At 63.1% G+C, this 22,738-nt stretch carries 22 protein-coding genes; 9 read left to right on the forward strand and 13 right to left on the reverse strand.

Annotation, left to right across the window (positions count from 1 at the left end):
• Positions 1–5: 5 nt before the first annotated feature.
• The 6 genes from secF to GS_RS13190 all read right to left on the reverse strand — a co-directional run bounded on the left by secF (position 6) and on the right by GS_RS13190 (position 6,290).
• A complete protein-coding gene (gene secF / locus GS_RS13165; RefSeq protein WP_010943254.1) occupies positions 6–914 on the reverse strand; it encodes a protein translocase subunit SecF in 909 nt (302 codons plus the stop codon).
• Between the two features lie 8 nt (positions 915–922).
• Positions 923–2,524, reverse strand: coding sequence for a protein translocase subunit SecD (secD, locus tag GS_RS13170; protein WP_010943255.1), 1,602 nt, complete (start codon positions 2,522–2,524; stop codon positions 923–925).
• A gap of 25 nt (positions 2,525–2,549) precedes the next feature.
• Entirely contained in the window at positions 2,550–2,870 is a 321-nt protein-coding gene (gene yajC / locus GS_RS13175) for a preprotein translocase subunit YajC (RefSeq protein ID WP_010943256.1), read from the reverse strand.
• A gap of 70 nt (positions 2,871–2,940) precedes the next feature.
• Entirely contained in the window at positions 2,941–4,050 is a 1,110-nt protein-coding gene (tgt, locus tag GS_RS13180; RefSeq protein WP_010943257.1) for a tRNA guanosine(34) transglycosylase Tgt, read from the reverse strand.
• A gap of 85 nt (positions 4,051–4,135) precedes the next feature.
• Positions 4,136–5,167: a tRNA preQ1(34) S-adenosylmethionine ribosyltransferase-isomerase QueA gene (queA, locus tag GS_RS13185; RefSeq protein ID WP_010943258.1), complete on the reverse strand. Its 1,032-nt coding sequence runs from the start codon at positions 5,165–5,167 to the stop codon at positions 4,136–4,138.
• Positions 5,154–6,290, reverse strand: a complete 1,137-nt coding sequence (locus GS_RS13190) for a SpoIID/LytB domain-containing protein (protein WP_010943259.1) — start codon at positions 6,288–6,290, stop codon at positions 5,154–5,156. Before GS_RS13190 ends, queA begins: the two co-directional genes overlap by 14 nt.
• A gap of 434 nt (positions 6,291–6,724) precedes the next feature.
• Here GS_RS13190 and GS_RS13195 point away from each other — a divergent pair, with 434 nt between their 5' ends.
• The 5 genes from GS_RS13195 to GS_RS13215 all read left to right on the forward strand — a co-directional run bounded on the left by GS_RS13195 (position 6,725) and on the right by GS_RS13215 (position 12,572).
• On the forward strand, positions 6,725–8,863 hold the full coding sequence (locus tag GS_RS13195) for an HD domain-containing phosphohydrolase (RefSeq protein ID WP_010943260.1): 2,139 nt from the start codon (positions 6,725–6,727) through the stop codon (positions 8,861–8,863).
• A gap of 103 nt (positions 8,864–8,966) precedes the next feature.
• Complete coding sequence (locus GS_RS13200; RefSeq protein ID WP_010943261.1) at positions 8,967–9,929, forward strand: ABC transporter ATP-binding protein; 963 nt, start codon at positions 8,967–8,969, stop codon at positions 9,927–9,929.
• The gene (locus tag GS_RS13205; protein ID WP_010943262.1) at positions 9,926–10,921 is read left to right on the forward strand and encodes an ABC transporter ATP-binding protein; all 996 of its coding nucleotides are present in this window, start codon (positions 9,926–9,928) and stop codon (positions 10,919–10,921) included. The genes GS_RS13200 and GS_RS13205 overlap by 4 nt, the downstream gene beginning before the upstream one ends.
• A 107-nt stretch (positions 10,922–11,028) precedes the next feature.
• Entirely contained in the window at positions 11,029–11,313 is a 285-nt protein-coding gene (locus tag GS_RS13210; protein ID WP_010943263.1) for an ArsR/SmtB family transcription factor, read from the forward strand.
• Between the two features lie 68 nt (positions 11,314–11,381).
• Positions 11,382–12,572: a class I SAM-dependent rRNA methyltransferase gene (locus GS_RS13215; protein WP_010943264.1), complete on the forward strand. Its 1,191-nt coding sequence runs from the start codon at positions 11,382–11,384 to the stop codon at positions 12,570–12,572.
• A 61-nt stretch (positions 12,573–12,633) separates the two neighbouring features.
• Here the strand turns inward: GS_RS13215 and bioC are convergent, their stop codons facing one another.
• The 3 genes from bioC to bioF are packed head-to-tail and all read right to left on the reverse strand — an operon-like array spanning position 12,634 to position 15,438.
• A complete protein-coding gene (bioC, locus tag GS_RS13220; RefSeq protein WP_010943265.1) occupies positions 12,634–13,437 on the reverse strand; it encodes a malonyl-ACP O-methyltransferase BioC in 804 nt (267 codons plus the stop codon).
• Complete coding sequence (locus GS_RS13225) at positions 13,430–14,251, reverse strand: alpha/beta fold hydrolase (protein ID WP_010943266.1); 822 nt, start codon at positions 14,249–14,251, stop codon at positions 13,430–13,432. The genes bioC and GS_RS13225 overlap by 8 nt, the downstream gene beginning before the upstream one ends.
• 11 nt (positions 14,252–14,262) lie before the next feature.
• Positions 14,263–15,438, reverse strand: coding sequence for an 8-amino-7-oxononanoate synthase (gene bioF, locus GS_RS13230; RefSeq protein ID WP_010943267.1), 1,176 nt, complete (start codon positions 15,436–15,438; stop codon positions 14,263–14,265).
• A 166-nt stretch (positions 15,439–15,604) separates the two neighbouring features.
• Here bioF and GS_RS13235 point away from each other — a divergent pair, with 166 nt between their 5' ends.
• The 4 genes from GS_RS13235 (at position 15,605) to GS_RS13250 (ending at position 18,758) form a co-directional block, all read left to right on the forward strand.
• Positions 15,605–16,288: a metallophosphoesterase family protein gene (locus tag GS_RS13235; RefSeq protein ID WP_010943268.1), complete on the forward strand. Its 684-nt coding sequence runs from the start codon at positions 15,605–15,607 to the stop codon at positions 16,286–16,288.
• A complete protein-coding gene (locus GS_RS13240; RefSeq protein WP_010943269.1) occupies positions 16,285–16,701 on the forward strand; it encodes a secondary thiamine-phosphate synthase enzyme YjbQ in 417 nt (138 codons plus the stop codon). The genes GS_RS13235 and GS_RS13240 overlap by 4 nt, the downstream gene beginning before the upstream one ends.
• Positions 16,702–16,779: 78 nt before the next feature.
• Complete coding sequence (locus GS_RS13245; RefSeq protein WP_010943270.1) at positions 16,780–18,015, forward strand: GGDEF domain-containing protein; 1,236 nt, start codon at positions 16,780–16,782, stop codon at positions 18,013–18,015.
• A 125-nt stretch (positions 18,016–18,140) separates the two neighbouring features.
• Entirely contained in the window at positions 18,141–18,758 is a 618-nt protein-coding gene (locus GS_RS13250) for a lipoprotein (RefSeq protein ID WP_010943271.1), read from the forward strand.
• A 90-nt stretch (positions 18,759–18,848) separates the two neighbouring features.
• Here the strand turns inward: GS_RS13250 and GS_RS13255 are convergent, their stop codons facing one another.
• From GS_RS13255 to GS_RS13270, 4 genes are all read right to left on the reverse strand, one after another.
• A complete protein-coding gene (locus GS_RS13255; protein ID WP_010943272.1) occupies positions 18,849–19,184 on the reverse strand; it encodes a hypothetical protein in 336 nt (111 codons plus the stop codon).
• 37 nt (positions 19,185–19,221) lie between these two features.
• The gene (locus GS_RS13260; protein ID WP_010943273.1) at positions 19,222–19,641 is read right to left on the reverse strand and encodes a hemerythrin family protein; all 420 of its coding nucleotides are present in this window, start codon (positions 19,639–19,641) and stop codon (positions 19,222–19,224) included.
• A 72-nt stretch (positions 19,642–19,713) separates the two neighbouring features.
• Positions 19,714–21,567: an alpha-amylase family glycosyl hydrolase gene (locus GS_RS13265; protein ID WP_010943274.1), complete on the reverse strand. Its 1,854-nt coding sequence runs from the start codon at positions 21,565–21,567 to the stop codon at positions 19,714–19,716.
• Between the two features lie 84 nt (positions 21,568–21,651).
• A complete protein-coding gene (locus tag GS_RS13270; RefSeq protein WP_010943275.1) occupies positions 21,652–22,638 on the reverse strand; it encodes an NAD(P)H-quinone oxidoreductase in 987 nt (328 codons plus the stop codon).
• Positions 22,639–22,738 lie beyond the last annotated feature (100 nt).

A 22,738-nucleotide genomic window follows, 5' to 3' on the forward strand; every position in this document is an offset into this window, starting at 1 on the left:
TCCCCCTAGGCCTTGGTTTCCTTGTTCCGCGACCCCCAGATCACGACAATGGGGCTCGCCACGAACACGGATGAATATACACCGACGATGATGCCCACCAGCAGCGCGAAGGCGAAGTCGTGAATCACCTCGCCACCGAAGAAAAAGAGCGAGGCGGTCGCCAGGAACGTGGTCAGGGCGGTAATGATTGTCCGGGAAAGGACCTCGTTGATGCTGAAGTTGCAGATTGCCGTCAGGGAATCCTTGACGTTCTTGTGCAGGTTTTCCCTGATCCGGTCGAAGACGACCACCGTATCGGTCAGCGAGTAGCCGGCAATGGTGAGCACCGCCGTGATGAAGAGCAGGTTGATCTCCTTCTGCATGACGAAGAAGACGGCAAACATGGCCAGCACGTCGTGAAGGGTCGCCGCCAGGGCACCCACGCCGAAGGCGAAGTCGAAGCGCCAGGCGATGTAGATGACAATGCCCACCAGTGAAATGACCACTGCCACGAGGGTGTCCTTGCGGAGCTTGTCGCCGATGGCCGGGCCGATCTCCGTGGAGCTCTCGATCACGAACCGGTTGTCGGTGAACTCCTTCCGGAAGGCATCTTCGATGGCGTCGGCTGCCGGCCCCTGAACGTGGGTGGCCTTGCCGACCTTGACGAGAAGCTTGTTGCCCCCGGAAACCTCCTGAAGGTTGGCGTCCTTGAAACCGTGCTTGGCCAAGGCGTGCCGGGCCTGGTCGATGGCTACCGGCTGGCTGAAGTTGAGCTGGACCGCGGTGCCGCCGGAAAAATCGATCCCCATGTTGGCGGTTCCCAGGGCAATCTGTCCGACGCCGATCAGTCCGAGCAATGCGATGATGGAAGAGATCACGAACGTGATCTTCTTTTTGCCCATGAAATCGAAATTTGTTTTGCCGATTATTTGCATGATGCCCCCTAGACGCTCAGACGCTTGACCCGCAGACGGTTCAGGACGAAATCGAAGATCGCCTTGGTTCCGACGAGGGCAGTAAAGAGGTTGATAATGACCCCCAGACTGAGCGACACGGCAAATCCCTTGACCGGACCGGTGCCGAACTGGAAGAGGACCGCCGCGGTTATAAGGGTGGTCACGTGGGAGTCCATGATGGTGAGGAACGCCTTGTCGTAGCCTGAATCAAGGGCGGCAATCGGCGTTTTGCCAAGGCGCAGTTCCTCCCGTATCCGTTCGAAGATCAGAACGTTGGCGTCAACCGACATGCCGATCAGCAGTACGATGGCGGCGATGCCGGGCAGGGTGAGGGTCGCCCCCAGGGCGGCCAGAGCCCCCATGAGGAAGAGGACGTTGAGAATCATCCCGAAATTGGCCACCATCCCCGACAGCTTGTAGTAGATCCCCATGAAGAGGATCACGAGCGCGACGCCGATGGCGCCGGCCATGAGTCCCTTGTTGATGGAGTCTTCACCCAGGGACGGACCCACCGTCACGTTCTGGATGATCTTGACCGGGGCGGGGAGGGAACCGGCCCGGAGCACGATGGCCAGGTCGGCCGCTTCCTTCTCGGTGAACGAGCCGGAGATCTGGGCGCTCCCGCCGGAGATCCGCTCGCGGATGACCGGGGCCGAGTAGATGGTGTTGTCAAGGACGATGGCGAAGCGCTTGCCCACGTTGGCGGCGGTCACTTGGTCGAAGAGCCGGGCGCCGGTCGAGTTGAACTCGATGGCCACGTAGGGCTGGTTGAACTGGGAATCGATCCTGATCTGGGCATCGGTGAGAAGATCACCGGTAATGATTGCCTTCTTCTTCACCGCCAGCGGAATCTCGGTGACCGCCCCGGTGGTGGGATCGGTCCGCTTCTCCATCAGGATTTCCGTGTCTTCGGGAATGGTTCCCGGCGTGGCGATGGCCGGATTGACCGTCTCGTCCACCAGCTTGAACTCAAGGCGGGCCGTGCGGCCGATGAGCTCGATGGCCCGCTTCGGGTCGCTGATGCCCGGCAGCTGGACCACGATGTTGGTGAGTCCTTCGCGGGCAATGACCGGCTCGGAAACGCCGAACTGGTCAATCCGGTTGCGGATGGTTTCCAGGGCCTGGGCAACGGCCCGGTCCTTGCGCTCCTGGGCCTCCTTCTCGTTCATCCGGAGCTGCAGGTGCACGAAGCCCCCCTCGTCATAGGGGGGGACGAGCGTCATGGTCGGGTACTTGTCCTTGAGAAGCTTCTGGGCCTCGTCAGCGGTCCCGCGATCGTAAAAAGTCATGCCGACCCGGTCGCCCCCCTGACGGGCGATCTGCTTGTACCGCAGCGTCTTGGCCGAGAGCGCATCCTCCAGGTCGGTGGCGATGAGGTCCAGGGTCCCCTCAACGGCCTTCTGGGTTTCCACCTCCATGACCAAATGCGTCCCGCCCTGCAGGTCGAGTCCCAGGTGTATCCGGTCCTTGGGAAGGAGTCCCTTCCACCAGGACGGCAGCGGCGACACCAGGGTCGGGGTCAGGTAGAGAAGCGACAGAGTAATAAATAATGCAATGAGGCTGAAGCGCCAGAGTAGCCCTTTGGACATGAGCGAAGCTCCTTTCGATGGATCCTTAGTCCTTCTTCAGGCTGGCGACGTATCCCTTGGTGATCTTGATGACGACGCCAGGTGCAATCTCGAGGTTCACGATATCGCCATCGATGCCGCTCACCTTGCCGTGCATGCCGCCGGCGGTGACCACCTGGTCGCCCCGCTTGAGGGAGTCGAGCAGGGCCCGGTGCTCCTTGGCCTTCTTCTGCTGGGGACGGATCAACAGGAAATAGAAGATGGCGAACATGAAGACCAGGGGCAGAATTGCCTGGAAAGCCCCCATGGCGCCGCCGGCCTGGGCGCCTCCCGGGGGTGCCGCCATTGCAAACGCGATTCCGAGCATTGTGTGTACCTCCACGTGTATTGTGTAGGGCAGAGCCCTCTGTTAAACGACTGTGAAAAAACTGCTACCGTTACTGCGTTTCCCGGCGGGCGTAAAACTCCCGGCGGAAGGAGTCGAACCTCTCCTCGGCGATGGCCGTCCGGATCTGCGCCATCAGATCCAGGTAGTAGGCGAGGTTGTGGTACGTATTGAGGCGCGACGCCAGGATCTCGCCGGAACGGTAGAGGTGCCTCAGGTAGGCCCTGCTGTAGTTCCGGCAGACGTAACAGCCGCATGCGGGGTCCACTGGCCCCTGATCCTCCGCGTAGGCAGCCCCCTTGATGTTCAGACGGCCGAAGGAGGTGAAGAGCATTCCGTTGCGTGCGTTGCGGGTGGGCATCACGCAGTCGAACATGTCGAAGCCGCGCCAGACCGCCTCCACCAGATCCTCCGGGGTGCCGATCCCCATCACGTAACGGGGCTGGTCCACAGGGAGCAGCGGCGCCGTCCATTCCATGACGCCGTACATATGCTCCTTCTCCTCTCCCACTGAAAGCCCGCCCACGGCGTACCCGTCGAATCCGATTTCCACCAGCTCTGCGGCGCTCTGCTCGCGCAGGTCGCGGTACATGCCCCCCTGGACGATGCCGAACAGGGCCTGATCCCCGCGGCGGCGGGCATCCTTGCAGCGGCGGGCCCAGCGGGTGGTCAGCTCCATGGAGCGCCGGGCATAGTCGTGCGTCGCAGGATAGGGTGTGCACTCGTCGAAGCACATGGCGATGTCACTGCCCAGGGCCTCCTGAATGGCGACGGCGTCCTCGGGCCGGATGGTGTGGTACGACCCGTCCAGGTGGGACTGGAACCGCACCCCCTCCTCCGAAATCTTTCTGAGCTCGTTAAGGCTGAACACCTGGAACCCGCCGCTGTCGGTGAGGATCGGCCGGTCCCAGTGCATGAAGCGGTGAAGCCCCCCCATCCGCCGGATCAGTTCATGGCCCGGGCGGATATAGAGGTGATAGGTGTTGGCAAGGATGATCCGCGCACCGATGGCATCGAGCTCCTCGGGGGTCATGGCCTTGACCGTGGCCTGGGTTCCCACCGGCATGAAGATCGGGGTCTCGATGAGCCCGTGGGGCGTTGTCAAAGAGCCGAGACGGGCCGCGCCGTCCTGCTTCAGTAATCGGAACTGGATAGCTGCCAAGGATGCCTGCACGCAGGGCCGGACACCGCAGCCCGGGGCCGGGAAATCATCCCGTCCGTCCCCTGCGCGGCCTCGCGCCCGCCTTTCAGAAAATGAACATCGCGTCTCCGTAGCTGAAGAAACGGAAACGCCTGGCCACCGCCTCGCCGTAGGCCCTGAAGAGAAGGTCCCTGCCGGCGAAAGCCGACACGAGCATGAGCAGGGTCGACTTGGGCAGGTGGAAGTTGGTTATCAGGGCGTCCACTGCCTTGAAGCGGTAACCGGGGTAGATGAAGATGTCGGCCTCGCCCTCGCCGGCTGCGATGGTCCCGTCGGCCGCCGCTGCCTGCTCCAGGGTCCGGCAGACGGTGGTGCCCAGGGCGATGACCCGGCCTCCCTCCCGCCTGCACCCGTTGATCGCGTCGGCGGTCGCGGGGGGGATGTGGTACCGCTCCCGGTGCATCCGATGATCTTCAAGCCGTTCGACCCGGATCGGCATGAACGTGCCGAGCCCCACGTGCAGCGTCACGGGCGCCACCCGGACCCCGCGGCCGGCGATCTCGTCCAGGAGCCCGGCGGTCATGTGGAGGCCGGCAGTGGGCGCAGCTACCGCCCCGCGGTTGCGGGCAAACACTGTCTGGTACCGGTCCCGGTCCGCCGCATCCGCCTCGCGCCTGATGTAGGGAGGAAGGGGCATGGCGCCGTTGCGATCCAGCCACTCCTGAAACCCTTCACCGGGTGTGAAGGACACGAGCCAGGTTTCCCCGTCACCGGGCTCGCGGACAACGGCGCGGACCCCTTCCGGGAGGAGCACCGTCACGCCCGGGCGGGGCGGTTTTGAAGAGCGGATCAGGCAGTGCCAGGTCTCGTGGTCCCCCGGTCGGCGCCGCACGAGAAAGATCTCCGTCTTGCCGCCGCTTTCCTTGCGGCCGAGGAGCCGCGCCGGGATGACGCGCGTATCGTTGATCACCAGCAGGTCACCGGGCCGGAACAGGTCCACGATGCCGCGGAACGGGATCTCCCCGATGCCGCCGCCGTCCCGCTCCACGGTCATGAGCCGGGTGGCGTCCCGCTGGACAAGAGGTTCCTGGGCGATAAGTTCCGGGGGGAGATGGTAGTCGAACTCAGTAACGAGCATCGCTCCCCTGTCCATCGTCCATGCGCGTGAGCACCGCTTCCGGGAAATAGTAGGACAGGATCTCACGGTAGCTGAATCCGTCCGAGGCCCGCTGCTTGGCCCCCCACTGGCAGAGGCCGACCCCGTGGCCGTAGCCCATGCCCGTGAACACGGCTTCGTCACCCCGCACCTTCACCAGGAAGTTGGTGCTCTTGATAACAGTGTAGCCGACGATCTTTCGGAACGTGACCGCCGGGACCGCGGTGCTCCCGCGGGACGACACCAGTACCAGCTCGGTGAGACGGCCGCTGTTGTTGCGCTTGCCTTCCCTGATATCTCTGAGCCCGGACACAGCGATGCCCGCCCCCCGAAGGAGCGATTCGAGCTTCTTCAGGGGCAGGGTCTGTTCCCAGCGGGTTGAGGGCGTATCCGAGCAATAGGCGCAGTCAACGCTCTTGAGGTAGGGAAGCTTGAAGCCCCAGACGTTTTCCGCCACCTCGGTCCGGCCGCCGCAGTTGGAATGGTAGAAGGCCTGGATCGGCTGCCCCGCCCAGGTGAGTATCTCTCCTGCGGTTTCGCGCACCCCGCGGGCGGCCCTGCTGTCTTCAATCTCGCACCCGCCGTAGACCTGATCGAGGACCGTGGACTCCAGGTGATAGGCGGCGCCGGCGCGGGCCTTCTTCTGGTAGACCGCATAGGTACGCGCCACCACGGCCTGGGCTTTGACCGACTCCATGGGCCATTGGGACGATATCTCGCAATTGATGAGCCCCACCAGGTAATCTTCGAGGGGGAGCTCGTTGATGACGAGTATCCCCTTGTCCGCCGGGACCAGCTCGATGATGCCCCGATACCGCTTGCCATTGACCGTCACGGTTGAAGGGGAGGCAATGGTCAGGCGGCGCAGAACCCTGCCGCCCACGGAAAGGGCTTCGCCGACGCGACGGACGGGGGCCGGCAGCGCGAACCGCACCGGCTCTCCGCCCTGGTCCGTGGCAAGGAGGCCGTCGCCGTCGACACGGACCTCGTCATCACCCTTGACGATGGCGACCCGCACGGTTTCCTGGCGGAACGGAGCGGTTCCGCCGCCGGCTGTCGCTGCGAAAAAGACAACGGCCAGAAGGACGAATAACGCTCTCACCACTGCTGCCCGCCTATGGTGCGCTCTGAGTTTGGTTTCACCGGCCGATGCATAAAAAGAGGGAGGGGATTGCCCCTCCGCCTGCGTGTGCTTTCCTGGATGGAATCCGGATTAATGGGAGTGCAAAAATCATTAGCCGACACTTGGCAAATGAATTGCTTTTAAATCCTGGCGCGAACAGTCAAATCCTTGCGCAGGTTCGTAATCATAGGGGGAGTCAGATGCCTTGTCAAGCGTTTCGGGGCCGCGGCAGCACAGGCCGCCGGCAGTGCCCGGCGGCACCGGGAACCGGCTCGCCGGACAATCAGACCGAAGCACTCGCAGGCCACCGGCGTCTGACAATTTGACAACAAGAAGCCGCCATATCACTTGACTTTGATGCCATTTCCTGCGATTTGACGAATAATCACCCCATAGTGGCACATGGATATCCCTTCATGAATTCTCTTCGAGTAAAAATTCTCGGCATGATAACCCTGATCGTCGTGGTGATCGTTGCGACGTTCGGATACCTGGAATATCGCAACCAGCAGCGTACCATCACCCGCATTTCGGCACGCAACGCCCAGATCCTCGCCACCACCATCCAGAACAGTATCGAAAACGTCATGATGAGCGGGCAATCAGACGAGGTGACCCGCATCCTGACGCGCCTCAAGGCGCACGAAGCCATCAACAGCCTCACCATCTTCGACGAAAACGGCCGCATCCTCAACTCCTCCGACAAGCGCGAAATCGGCGGCCAAGTGGATGTGCAGGAACTGGAGGCCTACCGCAAGGGAAACGCCATCCACCTGCACAGCGATGGCGCCCACCAGCAGTTTCACAGCATCTCCCTCATTTACAACAAGCCTGCCTGCCAGGGATGCCACGACGCCGGCCAGGCCATTCTCGGCGCCCTCGAGATCGAGCTTCCCATAGACTACCTCCAGGAGGATCTGGCCAAGGGCAAGAGTTTTGCCCTGACTTCGACCCTGTTCATGGTCCTGCTGATCTTCGTCACCATATCGCTCTTTCTCCACGCCTACGTGAACCGCCCCCTGAAGACCATCATTGCGTCAATGCAGCGGGTGGAGCACGGCGACTTCAATGTGCGGAGCGATATTTCCAGCAGCGACGACATGATGGCGCTGTCCGACAACTTCAACATGATGGTGAACAAGCTCAAGTACTACATGGAAACCACCATCAGCCACGAGCGTGAATTGGCCCGGGCCCAGTCCAAGTTGTCCCACCACCACGAAATGCACATCATGAACCAGAAGCTGGAGGAGCAGCTCAGTGAGATCGAGAACCTGAACGTCAGCATGGAAGAGCGGATCGAGGAGATCGAAGAGGCGAACTACAAAATAGCCGACCTGGCCAGCGAACTGGAGGACAAGAACACCAACCTCGAGCAGGCCGTCGCGAGGCTTTCGACTCTCTACAAGGTGGGTCTCGCCGTCAACTCGACCATGGAGCCCGAGCGGCTCTTCAACCTGATCGTGAAGACCACGGTCGACACCCTCCGCGCCCAGATCGGCTACATCATCCTCTACTCGCCCCGGGAGAAGAATCTGCAGGTGACGACGCTGCTGGGCCACACCATCCCGGAGGGCTCGACGACAACGCTGCCCATGAAGCAGTCGAGCGTATCCACCTGGGTCATCGAGAATCGCCGACCGCTCCTCATCACCACCATGGACGAATGGCCCCAGTTCGACCGGTACAGCTCCCTGGGATACGAACGCAGAACCCTCATTTGCGCCCCGCTCCAGATCAAGGACGAAATCATCGGCACCATTACGGTGGTGAACAAGGACGACAACTCCACCTACACCATCCAGGAACTGGAACTGCTCTCCACCATCGCCGCCCAGGCGAGCATCGCCATCAAGAACGCCCAGCTCTACGACGAGCAGCAGGCAACCTATCTTCACACCATCCAGGCGCTGGTTTCCGCCATCGAGGCGAGCGACAGCTATACCCGCGGCCACTCGGAGCGGGTGACCCGTTACTCCACGGAGCTGGCGCGCAAGCTGCGCCTTTCCGCCGATCGCATCAAGGTGATCGAACGGGCCGCTATCCTGCACGACATCGGCAAGATCGGCATCGACCTGAGCCTGCTCCACAAGGAAGGCAAACTCTCGCCGGACGAAATCCGCGACCTTCAACAGCATCCGGTGATCGGCATGAAGATCCTGGAGCCGATCGACTTTCTCCAGGATGTGCGCCAGTGCATCGGCCAGCACCACGAGCGGTACGACGGCCGCGGCTACCCGAACCGCCTCGGCCGGGAGGAGCAGTTGCTCGAATCCCGCATCCTCGCCGTGGCCGATGCCTTCGACGCCATGACCTCCGATCGTCCCTACCGCAAGGCCCTGCCGGTGGATCTGGCGGTGCGGGAATTGATCGACAACGTGGGCACTCAATTCGACCCCGAACTGGTACCGCCCTTCGTCGAACTCCTGGAATCGGGCATCCTGGGCATCACCTTCCAGCGGAAAGAGCCGGGAGCCTCCTGCCCTGTCCGCGATCATCGGCGCGCGGAGCGCAAGGTGGTCGCCATCAGCGAATACGGCCACCGCACCAACTGACCCCCGAAGCACCAGCCGACATTTGCCCACCGGTGGAGATCGTGGTATAACCACCACTGATTCATCGCATCCTGCGCCCATTTTATCCAGACAGGAATCGTCCGTGGCAAACCTGCTCGACATCAGGCAACTCTCGACCGTTTTCCATCTCGCCGAAGGGGATGTCCATGCCGTGAACGGCGTCGACATCTCCATTGCCGCCGGTGAAACCGTGGCACTGGTGGGGGAATCCGGCTGTGGGAAAAGTGTAACCGCGGCATCCATCCTGCGGTTGGTCCCGCCGCCCGGCGAAATAACAGAGGGCGAGATCCGATTTGAAGGGACCGACCTCCTGGCGGCAAGCGAGGCGGAGATGCGCTCCATCCGGGGGAACCGCATCGGCATGATCTTCCAGGAACCCATGACGTCCCTGAACCCGGTATTCCGGATCGGCAGCCAAATCGCCGAGGGGCTCATCCTCCACCGCCGGCTCGGGCGACGGGCGGCGCGGGAGGAGGCAGAGCGCCTGCTGGCCCAGGTGGGGATTCCCGAGCCGGCGTCCCGGCTCGATTCTTATCCCCACCAGTTGTCGGGTGGCATGCGGCAGCGCGTCATGATCGCCATGGCGCTGGCCTGCGGCCCGCGGCTTCTGATCGCTGACGAGCCGACCACTGCCTTGGACGTCACCATCCAGGCGCAGATACTGGAACTCCTCGACCGTCTCGGCGAAGAGCACCGCATGGCCCTTCTCCTCATCACCCACGACCTGGGAGTGGTTGCCGAGCGGGCTGACCGGACCATGGTTATGTACGCGGGACGTATCGTGGAAGAGGGGCTCACCGCCGAACTGGTGACCACCCCCCTGCATCCCTATACCGACGGGCTTCTGGCGTCGCTCCCCCAGCGCAGCGTTCCGGGCGAGCCGCTGCGTACGATTGCCGGACAGGTGCCGAGCCTGGTCGGCGGGCTCGCCGGCTGCGGCTTCTGCAATCGCTGTCCCCGCAAGGTACGGGAGTGCGCCCAGGAAACGCCTCCCCTCATCGAACGCTCGCCGGGCCACCGGGCCCGGTGCTGGAATCCCCTATGACCGACCACCTCCTCAGCGCGGAGAACCTCTCCAAGGCATTTTCCGTCAGTGCCGGTCCCTTTTCCCCCCGGCGGGAGTTGCGGGCCGTCTCGAACGTGACCTTCGGTATCGCCCCCGGCGAGACCCTGGGACTCGCCGGCGAGTCCGGGTGCGGCAAGTCAACGGTGGGCAAACTTCTCATGGGGCTGATCCCTCCCGACGCCGGCACCATCCGCTTCAACGGCCGGGCCATGGCCGACATGGCGCGCGACGAACGCCAGTCATTCCACAAAGATGTGCAGATGATCTTTCAGGATCCGTTCTCCTCCCTGAATCCGCGCATGCGGGTGGGTGACATCGTGGGCGAGGCGTTGGACATCCACGGACTCGCTCCGCGCGGGGGACGCCGGGCCAGGACCCTGGAACTGCTGGATATGGTGGGGCTTCAGGCAGGCCATGCGGACCGCTATCCCCACGAATTCTCAGGCGGCCAGCGGCAGAGGATCGGCATTGCCCGGGCCATTGCGGTCTCGCCCCGTGTCATTGTGGCCGATGAACCGGTGTCCGCCCTGGACCTCTCCATCCAAGCCCAGATCATCAACCTCCTGCAGCAGTTGAAACGGGACCTGGGGCTCTCATATCTCTTCATTGCCCACGACCTGTCCGTGGTCAGACATCTGAGCGATCGGGTTGCGGTCATGTACCTGGGAAAAATCGTGGAGATCGGGACGCGGGATGCTGTGTTTTCGCGGTTTCAGCACCCCTACACCGAGGCGCTCCTGTCGGCGGTCCCCCGCGTAAAGGCGGGGCTCAGCCACAAACGAATCATCCTGGCAGGCGATCCGCCTTCACCGCTAAATCCGCCACAGGCCTGCCCTTTCCACCCGCGATGCCCCTATGCAGAGGCAATTTGCCGTACTGATGTCCCCCCCTTGGAGGAGAAGGGAACCGGCCATTTTGCAGCGTGCCACCTAAGTAAAAAACTGTTTGGTATACCGACACCTTTTTCTTGACAAGGCATGGTGAGAACCATATAACTATATGAAATATTCCCTAGGCCCCAATTATCCCGCCGATTCCGGAGGGTCAACGCTTCCGCGGGCAACAGGAAGGATTTTTCATGGAAATGGAAGAATTCGACAAGAGCAGAAATTTCACCGATGAAGCGGAAATCTTCAAGGTACTCGGCCACCCGGTCAGGCTCAAGATCGTGGCGGGGCTCTGCACAAGGGAATGTAACGTTAAGCATATCTGGGAGTGTCTCGGCCTTCCCCAGGCAACCGTTTCCCAGCATCTGGCCCTGCTCAAGAACAAGGGGATCATCGAAGGCAAGCGCGACGGCGTCGAGGTCCACTATACTGTGGTCCACCCCTTGGCCAAAAAGCTCATCGACGTGCTCGGCTAGTCTTTCCACCACCCTACTGACGTCACACCGAATCCCCTCCAGGCGAGGGGATTTTTTTTGGAGCACGCATGAACGGAACGAACAGGACACGGATCATCCTCAACCGCGGCGAGGAGCGCCGGATCAGGGGCGGACACCCCTGGGTCTTCAGCAACGAGATCCGCGATATCCAGGGTGAGCGGCTCCCGGGCATCACCGCCGACATCTTCGACACCGGCGGCGGTTTCCTGGGAACGGGGTACTACAATCCCCGGTCACTGATCGCGGCGCGCCTCCTCACGCGGGAGCGGGCCGACATCGACAACCGGGACTTCTTTCTGGAACGGATCGGCCGAGCGCTGGCGCTACGTCGGCAGCTCTACCCGGGCATGGAAACCTTTCGCCTGGTGCACGGCGAAGGGGATTTCCTGCCGGGACTCGTGATCGACAAGTACGGCGAATGGCTGTCCATCCAGCTTCTGACTGCCGGGATGGACGCCCGACGGGAGCTGATCGTGGCGACGCTGACGGAACTCCTGGCCCCCCGAGGGATCGTTGCCCGCAACGATGTGGCGGTGAGATCGCTGGAAGGACTCGTCGAAGAGGTGGAGGTCCTGGCGGGGGAAACACCCGGCGAACTTGAGATCGAAGAGCATGGCCTCCGGTTCAGGGTGGATATCATGGGTGGGCAAAAGACCGGACACTTCCTGGACCAGAAGGAGAATCATCTCCTCCTGAAGGGGATCAGCGAAGGGAAGCGGGTACTCGACTGCTTTTCCTATTCGGGCAGCTGGGGGATCCACGCCGCGGCCTTCGGTGCCGCGGAAACACTGTGTCTGGATGTTTCGGAGCGGGCGGCCGCCCTGGTCATGGCCAATGCCCGGCTCAACGGCCTGGGAGACAGGGTGCGGGCCGAGGTCTGCGATGCCTTCGAGCGACTGGCGAGCCTGCGTCACGAGGGACGGCGCTTCGGTGTGGTGGTCCTTGATCCGCCGGCCTTCGTAAAGAGCAAAAAGGCCCTGAAGGAGGCGGAAAAGGGCTACCTGACCGTCAACCGGCGGGGAATGGAGCTGTTGGAGGAGGGGGGATACCTCATCACCTGCTCATGCTCCTACCATATGGGAAGAGAGCCGCTCCGGGAGCTTCTGGCCCAGGCTGCCCGTCAGGCCGGTCGCCACATGAGGGTGGTGGGCGTCCGGTCCCAGGCGCCGGACCACCCGGTGCTGCTGGCCGTGCCGGAAACCGAATACCTCAAGTGCTTCATTCTCCAGGCGGTCTGATCTCCGGTCGAAGGGCAGCGCCGCGCGCTGCCCCCTGCTTCCCGGCGCTTCACGTTTTCAGCTAACGCTTCCCCACCCCATAGACCACCGTGTAGGTGGCTGGAATTCCATCGGCACCGCCGAAGCGCTCGGCATACGTCCGCATCATCGTTTCCATGACCCGCCTCCCCGAAAGGCCCCGCCCGGCGACCGGCGAGGCGTTGCCGGCGCCGATCCGCTTCACGGAGCGGAGAAAGGCCGGCACGTCCGGGTGGTATTCCACCTCGTCTTCATCGAAAACCTCAACCGACCTGAATCCCGCCCGCGCCAGCGCCGCCCGCACCTCGTCCCGCGTAAAGAACCGGTGGGTCCGATCCCGGCCGCCGCGCGGCACCGAATGGAGAGCGGCCCGGTAGGATGCCTTGAGTTCCTTGAAGGTCCCGTCGCCAAACAGGGCAAAAGCGAACAGCCCGTCATCGGCCAGAACCCTGCGGGCCTCCGCGAAGGCCCGGTCGAGCGTGGTGAGCCACTGGAAGGTGGAGGTGGAGACTACCAGGTCGAAGACACCGTCGCGAAGGGGAAGATGCTCCGCATCGGCCACGGCAACCAGGCGCTCCATGGTCCGGCCCAGGTTGTCGCGGGCCTGCCGGGCCATGCCGTGGGCCAGATCAACGCAGGTTATGGCGGCCGACGGGTAGCGGTCGGCAAGGCGCAGGGCAAGGGCGCCGGTGCCGGCCCCCACGTCGAGAATCCGGGCCGGCTCGACCCCCTCGGCGAAGAGGAGGGAAAGTATCCGCTCCATGACCCGCTTCTGCACCGCGGCATAGGCATCATAGTCGGCGGCCCCCCGGTGGAAGGCGTTGCGGACCTTGCGGCGATCAATCATCTCCGGCCACCTCGCGCAGAAAGCGTGTCACCTCGCTGTTGAATTCCCGGGGACGGGAAAGAAAGGGGGCATGGCCGGTTCCGGCGAACAACAGGAATCGGCCCAGGGGAAGATGATCCGCCAGATGGGCGCCGGCTTCGAGGGGACAGATGGCGTCCCGGTCGCCGTGAATAACCAGGGTGGGCACTCGAATTTTCTCCAGGAGGTGGCGCTGGTCGCTTTCCGCCAGGGTGACGAGGGCAGCCTGAGCGGCCGTGGCTGCGGGACGGCGCCACGATGCGGTGATCTCTTGCCCGATGAGCCGTTCGGATTCGTCAGAGAGTTCCCCCTCTGCGAACATGCTGTGGAAAAAGCCGTCAAGCGCCGCGTCGAACGTGCGCCGCAGACGCAGCCCCAGCCCCCGACATTCGGTGGCGGGGAGACCGTGGAGCCATCCATCCGTTGCCGAGAACCGGGGGGTCGCCCCCACGAGCACGAGCGCGGCAAGGCGGTCTCCCAGCAGCGGTGCCGCCTCCAGGGCCGCCTGGGCACCGAGGGACCAGCCGACAATCGCGGCCCGTTCCAGGCCAAGCTCGTCAAACAGCACCACGATATCTGCCGCGAAATCGGCGAGGCCGTACCCGTCACCCGGCGCCGTGGACCGGCCGTGGCCCCTGAGATCCACGGTGATTACCCGGAACGAGGATGCCAGCGGCCGCTGGAAGGCCCAGACGCCCCCTTCCATGGCCCAGCCGTGGACGAGCACCAGGGGGAAGCCGTCCCCCTCGTCGTCATAATGAATCGTCAGGTTATGGTCTATTTGAAGAAACGGCATGATACCTCGGGTCACACAATGCCCAGTTCTTTGCCGATCCGCGCCATGGCGGCCACGGCGCGCTCCAGGTCGGACTCGTCGTGGGTCGCCATGAGAGTACAGCGGAGACGGCAGGTGCCGGCCGGCACCGTGGGGGGGCGAATGCCCTGGACGTAGAATCCCTCCTCAAGGAGCCGCCGGGTAAAGGTCATGGCCGGTTCGGCCTCGCCCACGAGGGCAGGAACGATCTGGGTTTCGCTCCCCATGGTGTCGAAGCCGGCCTCCTGCAGCGCGTCCCGGAACAGAGCGGCGGAGCGGGCCAGACGGCGACGCAGCGCTTTACCTTCGGGGGAGTCAACCAAGTCCAGGGCGGCCCGGGCCGCTGCCAGGACCGCCGGGGGGAGCGACGTGGAGAAGATGAAGCTGCGGGCCCGGTTTATGAGCAGTTCCACCACCTCGGCGGAGGCGGCGACATAGGCACCGAAGCCACCAAGGGCCTTGCCGAGGGTCCCCATCTGGAGATCGATGTCGGCCGCCACCTCGAACTGTTCGGCGCTCCCCCGCCCGCTCTCCCCCAGCACCCCGGTGCCGTGAGCGTCGTCCACCATAAGCAGCGCGCCGTACTGCCGCTTGAGCGCCACCAATGCGGGGAGCGGGGCCAGATCGCCGTCCATGCTGAAGACGCCGTCGGTGACGATGAGCATGCGGCCGGCGCCCCGGTGCTCGGCCAGGAGCCGCTCCAGGGCGTTCATGTCGTTGTGGGGGTAGCGAACGAACCGGGCGCGGGAGAGCAGGCATCCGTCCACGATGCTTGCATGATTGAGCCGGTCCGAGAACACCACGTCGCCCCGGCCGACCAGGGCAGGGATGATGCCGCTGTTGGCCGCGTACCCCGAATTGAAGACCAGCGCCGCCTCGGTCCCCTTGAACCGGGCAAGCCGTTCCTCCAGGGCTGCATGGAGTTCCATGGTGCCGGAGACGAGCCGCGAGGCTCCGCTGCCCGTGCCGTAGCGCTCCACGGCCTCCACGGCCGCCCGTTTGAGGCTGGGGTGGTCGGCCAGTCCCAGGTAATTGTTGGAGCAGAGGAGCACCACCTCCCTCCCCTCCGCCACGACCCGACTCCCTTGGCTCCCTGCGACGGTCCGCAGGCTCCGGTAAAGGCCCTGTTCCCTGAGTTGCTGCAATTCTCCGGCAATGCTTCGCGTCACGCTGTCCTCCCGGCATTTTCCCCAGGAGTCAATTTTTAGCACAGTGTCCCCCGAATCGTCAACCAAGCCGAGAATACAGGTTGACAATGGTCATGGCTTTACTCTCCGGATTCCCCCGTGCTATAAAAAATGCATCCAATCAATTATTTCCCGGTCAGGAGCCACGGTGAACCATACGACCCATTCCCGCCGTTTCGTCATCCCCGACATCCATGGATGCGCTCTGACCCTTGACCGGCTTCTGTCCGGGGTCCTGGGCCTGACGCGCCGGGATGACCTCTACCTGCTGGGGGATTACATCGACCGGGGCCCCCGGAGCCGCGAGGTCATGGACCTGCTCATCTCCCTGTCGCTCAAGGGCTACCGGGTTCACACACTGCGGGGCAACCACGAGGAAATGTTCCTGAACAGCTGCCGGGACCGGAACGCCTTCAGGCTCTGGACGCTGAACGGCGGTCTCGCCACCCTCGAAAGCTTCGGCGTCGAGGACGCCTGCGAGATCCCCGCCCACTATCACCGCTTCATGGAGCAGATGCCCTGCTACCTGGTGCTGTCGGATTTCGTGCTGGTCCACGCAAGCCTCGACTTCTCGCTCCCCGACCCGTTCGCCAATCGGGAGGCGATGCTCTGGAGCCGCTCCCTGGAGGTGCGCAGGGAACGGCTCGGCGGGCGCCGGGTCATCGGCGGCCACACCCCCATGAACCGGCAGGAGATCGAGCGGGGGCTGGCCACGGACCGGATCGTCCTCGACAACGGCTGCGTCTACCCGGAGCGGCCGGGGATGGGATCCCTGACGGCCCTGGAACTCGACACCATGACGCTCCATTTCCAGGAGAACATCGACCAATGAAACACTTCCGCAAGGAACTCTGGTTCGAGACACGCCAGCGCCGCCAGTTCATCAACATTACCCCGACGGTGCGGGAATGTCTGCGGGAAAGCGGCATCCGTGAGGGGCTGCTCCTCTGCAATGCCATGCACATCACGGCAAGCGTCTTTATCAACGACGACGAGTCGGGGCTCCACCACGACTTCGAGGTCTGGCTGGAGGGGCTTGCTCCCGAAAAACCCTATGATCGTTACCGTCACAACGGTTACGAGGACAACGCCGATGCCCACCTGAAACGGACGGTTATGGGCCGGGAGGTGGTGGTTGCGGTCACGGCCGGCGAACTGGACCTGGGGCCGTGGGAGCAGATCTTCTACGGAGAGTTCGACGGCAAGCGCCGCAAGCGTGTGCTGATAAAAATTATCGGCGAGTGACCCTGCGTCGGCCAAAAGATTGCATATTTCTCATCCTGTCCGATCCCTCTGACCACCTGTCCAAGGAGCAGCGCCCGGGTGAACACCCTGACGGCAAAACATTTCATCATCTTCGTGATTCCCGCTGCGCTTCTGGCGGCAACCTTCTGGTTCATGCCCCGGGTGCCGGAGCTGCCCCCGGCACGACTTGAGCTACTCCCCCATCTCCCCTATCCGGCGATTGCCCTCGGCGCCATTCTCTCCATCCACTTCCACCGGGGACGGGCATTGTTCGTCTTTTTACTGCTGGCTGTCTCGTACTGGAGCTTTCAGGGGAATGCGACGGAACTCCCCAGGGGAATCGAGGCCACGGTGCTCTACCAGGCCGTCACCCTGCTCGTGCCGCTCAACATCGCCCTGTTCTCGCTCATGCGGGAACGCGGAATCGTTACGGTAGCGGGGCGAATCCGCTTCGCATTCCTGGGGCTCCAGGCACTGCTCGTCTGGTGGGCCATGACACCGGGGCACGTGGCGGTCCAGCAGCTGCTGGCGGGTCATTTGAGCGCTGCCGGTGTGGTCGCCGGGTCTCCTCTCCCACCTCCGGCCATCCCGGCAATAGTCCTCTCGGGCTTGCTGGTGGCGGCGCGGGCAGGACTGAAACAGTCTCCCGTGGACAGCGCGTTCCTGGGGGTCCTGGTGGCCTTTGCCGTGGCGGGCAACGGCATCGCCCACCCCCATGTCACCCCGGTCTTCATGACTGCCGCGGCAGTTATCCTCTCACTCGGCGTGCTCAAGGATTCCTACAACATGGCGTTCCGGGACGAGTTGACGGGTCTCCCGTCCCGCCGGGCGCTCAGCGAGCAGCTTACCTGGCTGGGCCGGCGCTACAGCGTTGCCATGGTTGACGTCGACCACTTCAAAAAGTTCAACGACACCTACGGACACGACGTGGGGGATCAGGTGCTCCGGCTGGTGGCGGCAAAACTGCGCGGCGTGGGAGGTGGGGGCAAGGCCTACCGCTACGGCGGCGAAGAGTTCACCATCCTTTTCCCCCATCGGTCGCGGGAAGAGGTCCTCGGCCGCCTGGAAGAGTTGCGACGGGCCATCGCCGATTACCAGATGCGCCTGCGCTCCTCGGACCGGCCCGCCTCAAGCAGGGAGGGAAAGAGGCAGCGCTCCGGCATGCCCCAAGGGCGCGGCTGCGTCTCGGTAACCATCAGCATCGGCGTGGCTGAAAGCAGCAGCGAACTTCGCCGGCCCGCCGATGTCATCAAGGCGGCCGACGACGCCCTCTACCGCGCCAAGGGGCGCGGCCGCAACCAGGTGAGCACCTGACCCGGCAGAAGCCCCGGCTCTCCGCCTGCACCTGTCCTCCCCCGTGATTGCATTCTTCCGGCCGGCCGCTATACTTTTTCCTTGTCACCCCACATCATCACCCGGCAACGGCAAGGAGGCATTCCATGAAAAGCGGATTCATAGCGGCGTTTACCCTGGCAGCATTTACCATCACTTCGCTTACCGGGTGCGTGACGGTATCCGAAGAGCACAAGGGAGCGGCAAAGGGAGCCGGCTACGGAGCGGCGGCGGGCGCCATCGCAGGAGCGGTGCTTGCCGGCGAGGGATCACGCACCAAGGGGGCTGTCCTCGGCGGCCTTGCGGGCGCCCTCATCGGAGGACTCATCGGCAACTACACCATCGACCGCAAGTACACCGCGGAGCAGACCGCGACCCGGTACAACTACCAACCCGCCTCGGGCACCATGGTGCGGATAGAGAATATCACCACTACGCCCACGAGCGTCAATGCTGGCGAAAAAGTGGAAATCCAGACCACCTACGCCCTGCTGACCCCTTCCGCCACGGCCCAGACCAACGTGACCGAGTCGGTTGAGATTCGCTACGGCGGCGACCTCGTCGGCAACCCTGAAGCCACCGTCGCCCACACGGGAGGCACCTACACCTCAACCATCCCGATCATCCTGCCGGCGGATGCCAAAAAGGGAAGCTACAAGGTGATCGCCACCGTCAAGACCGACTCGGGGAAAGATACGCGCGAGACGTCCTTTACGGTGCGCTAAGGCTCCTTCGATAGCATCCACGCAAAAAAGCGGGACCCGGCAGCAAACGGCGCCGGGTCCCGCTTTTTTCTTCCGTCACGCGGCTGACCGTCAGTCGCCGTATTCGCGTCCCCAGGTATCCCTGAAGGTGATGTGATGCAGGTCATTCTGGGCCTTGACATCCTCAAGGATCGTCTGGGCTTCATCATAGGTGAAGCCGACGCTCGGACGCACCCCCATCCAGTGGGTGGTATCGCCCGACGGGTTATCCAGTGGACGCGGCAGGGGGGGGCCGGGCTTATAGCGACCGTTCAGGAAAAGGGCCGCCTCGTACTGCCGATGGCGCTTCACCATCCGCACATCCACCAGGAACCCGTTTTTGGTTTCTTTGGACAGGATCGACTCATGGACGTCCATATCGCTGGGCACATCGAAAAACTCAGGCATTGCTTCCCCCGATAGCGTGGTAGTGGGTCAGGTTTTCTTACTGTCTCATATCGGCAAGTTGCCCTGATTTCTTGAGCAAAAACTCACTCATGGCGGCATCGACGTTGCGGATGTGCGTCTTGAGCCAGTCAATGAGCACCTGATTCACCCTCAGCACTAAATCCCGCGTTGCTCCCGACTCCACCAGCTCGGCCTTCAACCGTTCCAGGTTGGTGCGAAAGATGAGATGCTCGGCCCGATGTTTCTCGTACTCGGGGTACCCTCCCTCTCGCTGGAGACGCTCCTCGGCTTCGAAGTGAGTATCGACGTAGCCGTCGAGGAACACGATCATCTCCATGACCTCCTCCAGCTCCCGCCCAACCATACAGGCGTCGAGAAGCTTTTCAAGCTGGGCGAAGAGCGCCCGGTGCTGGGTGTCAATTTCCCAGATGCCCACTGTCAAATCATCGGTCCACATGGCCCCTCCTTCTGAAAAAATGGCTCGCACCATGTCGTTCAAAGCAAAAGCGGGGCCATTATCCCGATTGTATTATCGCTTCTGGAACAGTACGAAGCCGGCCGCCGGCACCGTAAGCTCTACGGCCCGAATGGCGGGACCGGCATCCCGCACCCTCACCCTTCGACGGACCTGACCCGGGTCCGTCGAGTAGCGGCAGAAGAAAACGTCCCCCGGCCGGTGAAGGGAGCCGTCCACGAGCACCAGTGCGGTGCGCGGATGGTCAGGGTCGGTGTTGATGGCGAGAACTATCTCTTCGGTGTCGAAGATCCGCGACCAGGCCACCACGGAGCGGATCTCGCCACCGATGACGTAGGGAAGCCCGAAGTTCACTCCATCGCCGGAGATCTCCCGCAGATACTGGCGCCCCCGGCGCAGGGCGATGATGTCACGGCGCAGGGCAAGGACCTTGGCACACTCCCGGTAGACCGGATTATCCTCGTCGAAGAAGTGGACCCCGCGGCTGCGAAAGGCGCCGAAGGGGCCGCCGAACATGCATTCGCGCAGGTAGCGGTCGTCCCCCCCTTCGCCGTCAAAGGCCTGCTCGGTACCGTAGTAGATGCAGGGGATGCCGAGGGTGGTGGCATTGAGGGCCAGGGCGTTTGGCACCAGCTTGCGCCACGTGGGATCGCCGGCGCAGAACCGCTCTTTCTTGGCGCCGCGGCAGACCTGGTCGTGGTCGTCGATAACCGTCACCACCTTGTCGCGGAACCAGATGTGGGACTCCTTGCGCACCAGCAGGGAGTTGCGGAAGAGATCGAAGTAGTCGGCCGGGTTGGCCTTTCCCTTCACCAGATCTTCCAGGCGCAGCGGAATGTCGTCCACCCCCAGCGCGGCGTTGAGGCCGGTGGTCTCCAGGGTGTCGAAGGCATTGACCCGGCCGCCGGTGATCTCACCGATGAGATAGAAATTCTCCTTGCCGATCCTCTGGGCGAATTCGTGGATGGTGGAGGCGAAAAAACGGGTGGCCCCGGGGCCCATATGCTTTACGGTGTCTATCCGGTAGCCGTCCAGGTCGGCGTAGGCGATCCAGTACTTGTACACCTCGCAAAGTGCCAGGAGCGCCGGGGACGGACTGAACGAATCCACGTCCCCGTCGCCCAGGTGAATATCCTTCAGGTCGAAGAAATCACCATCCAGGTATTCGTGATAACGGTCCCAATCCCGGATGTATCCTTTGCGCGTGAAGCACTCCGGCGCCTGCAGTTCCCGGGGCCAGACCGCACCGTCGGGCCAGGCTTCGGCGGGGGCCGGTGAACCGACGGGGCCGAAGGGAAGCGACGGAGTGCCGTCGGCCGTGCGGAATCCCGTCACCGGGTAGCTGGTGCCGCCGTCGTAGGGGGTGTATCCCCGGTCGTAGGCGAACACGTTCCCCGCATGATTGAGAATGATGTCGAGGATGACGTAAATGCCGTTGGCGTGGGCCACGCGGACTAGTTCCCGCAGGTCGTCGCGAGTGCCGAAGTGGGGGTCCACGTCCAGGAAGTTCTGGATACCGTAACCGTGGTAGGTGGGGACAAATGAGCACTGCTTGAACAGGGGGCTGACCCAGACCGCGGTCACCCCCAATCGCCGGAGATACCCCATCTTGTCCATGAGGCCCTTCAGGTTCCCGCCGCACCAGCGGGTGCCGGCCTCGCGCCAGGCCGCTGCCTCGGGCTCGGTGGCGATGGCGTTGCCCGCATCGGCCGGGCGGTACAGCGGGGTGGCGCCCCGGTTCGTGCGCCGTCCCCGGTTGTCCCGGTAGCCCGTCTCGTTGCCGTCGGAAAAGCGGTCGAGCAGCAGGAAGTAGAGCACCTCGTCCTCCCAGGCTGACGGGGAAGGGTGAAAGGTGCGATTGCAGAGGCGTTCCAGATCCAGGTCCCTGATCGATTGCGGTGCCGTCATGGCGTGATCCTCCTTGTTCCGCTGAAAGAGAAAAGCCCTCTCCCGACAAGGGGAGAGGGCCTGAAACAGCCGGTGAATCGAACGTTAGCTGATCTTCAGCACGATCTTCCCGAAGTGCTTGTCTTCTTCCATCATCCGGTGGGCTTCAACCACCTGATCCATGGGGAAGACCTTCTCGATGATCGGCACGATGGTCCGGTCGGCGAACTTCGGCAGCGCCGTCCTGGTGAACTCGGCCACGATCTCCCCCTTGTCCTTAACGGGGCGAGAGCGGAGCACGGAGCCGATGATTTGTTGCCGCTTCACCATCATCAGGGCCAGGTTGAGCTCAGCCTTGATGCCGCTGATGACGCCAATGATGACGAGCCGCCCGGCGTAGGCCAGTGAATTCATGTTGGGGGCCAGGTACTTGGCGCCCACGTGATCGAGGATCACGTCGACCCCCTTCTTGTTGGTGAACTCCTTCACCGCCTCGGAGAAGTCGGGAGTCTGGGTGAAGTCGACGACCAGATCAGCCCCCAGGGCCTTGACCCGGTCGATCTTTGACGGATGGGCGGTAGCGACGATCTTCGTGTTGGGAACCAGGGCCTTGCAGAGCTGGATGCCGGCAGTGTTCACCCCGCCGCCGCCGCCGTGGAGGATGACGCTGTTATTGTCCTTGAGCCCGCCGATCATGAAGACGTTCAGGAATGCCGTAATGTAGGACTCGCAGACGCAGGCCGCCTCTTCGAAGCTCATGCTTTCGGGAATCCGCATGAGGTGGCTCGCGTAGGCCACCGCGTACTCCGCGTAGCCGCCCCCTCCGACCAGGGACATGACCCGGTCGCCCACCTGCCAGCCGGTGACGCCCGGACCCAGTTCCTCGATGGTGCCCGAAACTTCCAGGCCGAGAATTTCCGAATCACCCGGCGGAGGCGGATACTTTCCCTCCCGCTGAACGAGGTCGGGACGATTGACGGAGGTGGCCACCACTTTGACGAGCACCTGCCCTTCCGCCGGTTTCGGCCTCTCCGCCTCCCCTACCTTGAGAACATCAAGCCCGCCGAAGCCGTCGAGCAGTACTGCTTTCATAGCTGTTCCTCCTTGAGTGGAAAAGTCACGGAATCAATCCCGACACTCTAGCCAACAAACAGCGTTCTGTAAACACAAAATCCAGAGGAAAGCCCGTGTC

This window comes from Geobacter sulfurreducens PCA, assembly GCF_000007985.2.
Taxonomy (GTDB): domain Bacteria; phylum Desulfobacterota; class Desulfuromonadia; order Geobacterales; family Geobacteraceae; genus Geobacter; species Geobacter sulfurreducens.

Coding starts and splice junctions, on each gene's coding strand:
- secF (WP_010943254.1), bottom strand. CDS start 914: ATGCAAATAATCGGCAAAACAAATTTCGATTTCATGGGCAAAAAGAAG.
- secD (WP_010943255.1), bottom strand. CDS start 2,524: ATGTCCAAAGGGCTACTCTGGCGCTTCAGCCTCATTGCATTATTTATT.
- yajC (WP_010943256.1), bottom strand. CDS start 2,870: ATGCTCGGAATCGCGTTTGCAATGGCGGCACCCCCGGGAGGCGCCCAG.
- queA (WP_010943258.1), bottom strand. CDS start 5,167: ATGCTCGTTACTGAGTTCGACTACCATCTCCCCCCGGAACTTATCGCC.
- GS_RS13195 (WP_010943260.1), top strand. CDS start 6,725: ATGAATTCTCTTCGAGTAAAAATTCTCGGCATGATAACCCTGATCGTC.
- GS_RS13205 (WP_010943262.1), top strand. CDS start 9,926: ATGACCGACCACCTCCTCAGCGCGGAGAACCTCTCCAAGGCATTTTCC.
- GS_RS13210 (WP_010943263.1), top strand. CDS start 11,029: ATGGAAATGGAAGAATTCGACAAGAGCAGAAATTTCACCGATGAAGCG.
- GS_RS13215 (WP_010943264.1), top strand. CDS start 11,382: ATGAACGGAACGAACAGGACACGGATCATCCTCAACCGCGGCGAGGAG.
- bioC (WP_010943265.1), bottom strand. CDS start 13,437: ATGATTGATCGCCGCAAGGTCCGCAACGCCTTCCACCGGGGGGCCGCC.
- GS_RS13225 (WP_010943266.1), bottom strand. CDS start 14,251: ATGCCGTTTCTTCAAATAGACCATAACCTGACGATTCATTATGACGAC.
- GS_RS13240 (WP_010943269.1), top strand. CDS start 16,285: ATGAAACACTTCCGCAAGGAACTCTGGTTCGAGACACGCCAGCGCCGC.
- GS_RS13250 (WP_010943271.1), top strand. CDS start 18,141: ATGAAAAGCGGATTCATAGCGGCGTTTACCCTGGCAGCATTTACCATC.
- GS_RS13255 (WP_010943272.1), bottom strand. CDS start 19,184: ATGCCTGAGTTTTTCGATGTGCCCAGCGATATGGACGTCCATGAGTCG.
- GS_RS13260 (WP_010943273.1), bottom strand. CDS start 19,641: ATGTGGACCGATGATTTGACAGTGGGCATCTGGGAAATTGACACCCAG.
- GS_RS13265 (WP_010943274.1), bottom strand. CDS start 21,567: ATGACGGCACCGCAATCGATCAGGGACCTGGATCTGGAACGCCTCTGC.
- GS_RS13270 (WP_010943275.1), bottom strand. CDS start 22,638: ATGAAAGCAGTACTGCTCGACGGCTTCGGCGGGCTTGATGTTCTCAAG.